The organism is Microcoleus sp. BM001215392, assembly GCF_036700185.1.
Classification (GTDB): Bacteria; Cyanobacteriota; Cyanobacteriia; order Cyanobacteriales; family Microcoleaceae; genus Microcoleus.
Genome location: NZ_JAUBOJ010000608.1, coordinates 1 through 2680, shown reverse-complemented (window position 1 = coordinate 2680; position 2680 = coordinate 1). Strand labels below are relative to the sequence as shown.

3 protein-coding genes are annotated in these 2680 nt (G+C 42.6%); 2 read left to right on the top strand and 1 reads right to left on the bottom strand.

Annotation, left to right across the window (positions count from 1 at the left end):
• The first annotated feature begins 52 nt into the window (after positions 1–52).
• Together QT974_RS33295 and QT974_RS33290 are read left to right on the top strand one after the other, a co-directional pair.
• Positions 53–811, top strand: a complete 759-nt coding sequence (locus tag QT974_RS33295; RefSeq protein ID WP_333472635.1) for an ankyrin repeat domain-containing protein — start codon at positions 53–55, stop codon at positions 809–811.
• A gap of 30 nt (positions 812–841) precedes the next feature.
• The gene (locus tag QT974_RS33290) at positions 842–2203 is read left to right on the top strand and encodes a serine/threonine protein kinase (protein ID WP_333472634.1); all 1362 of its coding nucleotides are present in this window, start codon (positions 842–844) and stop codon (positions 2201–2203) included.
• On the opposite strand, the gene QT974_RS33285 is transcribed toward QT974_RS33290, so the two are convergent.
• Positions 2195–2680: homoserine kinase (locus QT974_RS33285; RefSeq protein WP_333472633.1), on the bottom strand; the 486-nt coding region annotated here is incomplete at its 5' end. The genes QT974_RS33290 and QT974_RS33285 overlap by 9 nt on opposite strands.

Below are 2680 nucleotides of genomic sequence, written 5' to 3'. Positions count from 1 at the left end.
CCCATCCAAATACTACCCTTGACAATTTCCTTTTTTCCTTAACTTGTCACCAATGGGACACAATGAGATTGCTGCACTGCTAATTAACAACGGTACAGATGTCAATAATATAGATGGATCTGGCACAACTCCACTGCACAAAGCCGCACATTATGGCAATGTAAAAATCTTAAAATTGCTGAGTGCTAAAGGTGCAGAAATTAATATCCAGGATAATCAAAGAAAAACTCCACTGGATATCGCCGTAGACCTGAAACTTCAGGATACAGTGGCGCTGCTAATTAGTAAAAACCCAGATGTTAATAGTGAAGACAAAGAAGGCAGAACTTTACTGCATATCGCTGTCGATTTCAAACTTGAGGATGTAGCAAAACAACTCATTGCCAAAGGTGCATTCGTTAATGCCAAAAATAACTTACTTCAAACTCCCCTGCATCTTGCTGTTGCTCAAGGATCTCAAGATATCGCTGAACTGCTAATTGCTAAAGGTGCGAGGGTTAACATTAGAAATGAGGATGGTCAAACTCCATTGTATCAAGCGATCGCGATCGGACACAATGATATTGCTGCACTGCTAATTAAAAACGGTGCAGATGTTAATAATAGAGATATGTTGTGTAACACAACTCCCCTGCACAAAGCCGCACATTATGGCACTGTAGAAATCTTAAAATTACTGATTGCTAAAGGTGCAAAAATTGACGCTACAAACTGCTATGGTGAAACGCCGCTAAAGATAGCAGAAACCAACTGGAACCCCGACCGAGACCCAGCAGCCAAAATACTCAGAGCTCGCGGCGCGACCGACTAATTATCCACAATCAACCCAAGCAAAAAAAATATGGAAACACTACAACAATCGGAAAAAATCATTGCTGAAAGATATCGCATTATCGGCAAATTAGGAGAGGGTGGAGTTGGAATCACCTATGCTGCTGTAGATTTAAACAGCAATCAAAAAGTTGCACTCAAAGCTTTATCCCTGCGCCTGACAACTGAATGGAAGAAAATCGAGTTATTTGAACGAGAAGCAAAAACTTTATCGGGATTGAATCATCCGGGAATTCCTCGCTACATTGACTACTTTCAAGTTGATACTGACCAAGATCGTTGTTTTTATATCGCCCAACAACTTGCACCGGGAAAATCTCTCGCACAGTTGATAGAAAATGGCTGGAAACCAAATGAAGCGCAAGTTCGTCATATCGCCTATCAATTGCTAGAAATTCTAGTTTATCTGCAATCGCTGTTACCTCCTGCGATCCACCGAGATATCAAGCCCCAAAATATTATTCTGCAAAAAAATGGGCGAGTCTTCCTAGTGGATTTTGGCGCAGTTCAAAATACTTACCATCATACCGTTACTGGAGGCAGTACCGTTGTCGGAACCTACGGTTACATGGCACCAGAACAATTCAGAGGAAAAGCTGTATTATCAACTGATTTGTATGGATTAGGCACAACACTGCTTTTCCTGTTAACCCAGAAATTTCCATCTGATTTACCCAGACAAAAGCAAAAGATAAAATTCCGCGAGATCGTCTCTATTTCAACAGAGTTTGCTGACTGGCTAGAGAAGATAATTGAACCCGCAATTGAAGATAGATTTCACTCAGCAAAAGATGCTTTGTCAGCGTTGCGAGGGGAACAGCCAAGCGGGATTAATCCCGAAAAAATGTTTAAGCGATCGCCCCAATCCCGAATTATTTTAATTGACGCTAAACGGTGGTTATTCATCAATATATACCCCGCTCGTTTCCCTAGCAAACTCAAAATTTTTTTCCAATTTATTCATCTGAGTTATAAAGTTTTACTTCTCTTATCTTTGATTCTGGGATTTTTTGTAGGCCTACATAACATAGGCTATCCGTTGTTTAAATACGCAGCCGACTGGCTAAATAAATTATTGGAGCAATTTTTATTTATATCAATCCAAGCTATAATAATATTTATCGTGTTTTATGCTTTGATGTGGTTGTGTAGGATTGCTTCTCGTCTATTCATCAGACCAATTCAAATCAGTCCTCAAGATATCCAGCGGGTAAAGTTGAGCGGAATTCATCTGCCATTGCTCAAAAAATCGATAACTTTTTGCCGGATTCGCGCCAATTCGCGCAACTATTGTTTTGGGTTATTTTTACCGCAAACTGAGAAAGAATGGTTGGTAGGGGAATTGAACGATCGTTTAAGTAAACTAACTTAATTGAGTCGAAACTTGCGATCCTTGGGTATCGATCGCGATCGCCCTGACATCAGCCTTCACCCCAAATTCCATCCAAGCAGCCGCCATCGCTTTCTCAACAGCATCAGCATTAGTAACATCCGTTAAAGCCAAAAGCGTCGGCCCCGCACCGCTAATTACCATCCCACAGGCTCCTGCATTCAACGCAGCTTGTTGTACCGCTTCATATCCCCGAATCAGCGATTGGCGGTAAGGCTGGTGAATTTTGTCTTGGAGGGCGCAGCGCAGCCAATCTCGATCGCCCGCAGCCAAAGCCCGCACCAACAAACCGAGGTGTGCGGCATTGAAAATCGCATCAGCCCTGCTGTACTCTGTTGGCAAAACTCGGCGCGCTTCGGCTGTAGAAAGTTCAAAATCGGGAATCGCTACCACGGGCACGATATCAGGATGCCACGGAATGTCGCAGATTTGCCAAGAACCCCCCCCAGATCGGAAGAG

Excerpts from the sequence above, each read along its gene's own strand:
- QT974_RS33295 (WP_333472635.1), top strand. The coding sequence starts at position 53 with ATGGGACACAATGAGATTGCTGCACTGCTAATTAACAACGGTACAGAT.
- QT974_RS33290 (WP_333472634.1), top strand. The coding sequence starts at position 842 with ATGGAAACACTACAACAATCGGAAAAAATCATTGCTGAAAGATATCGC.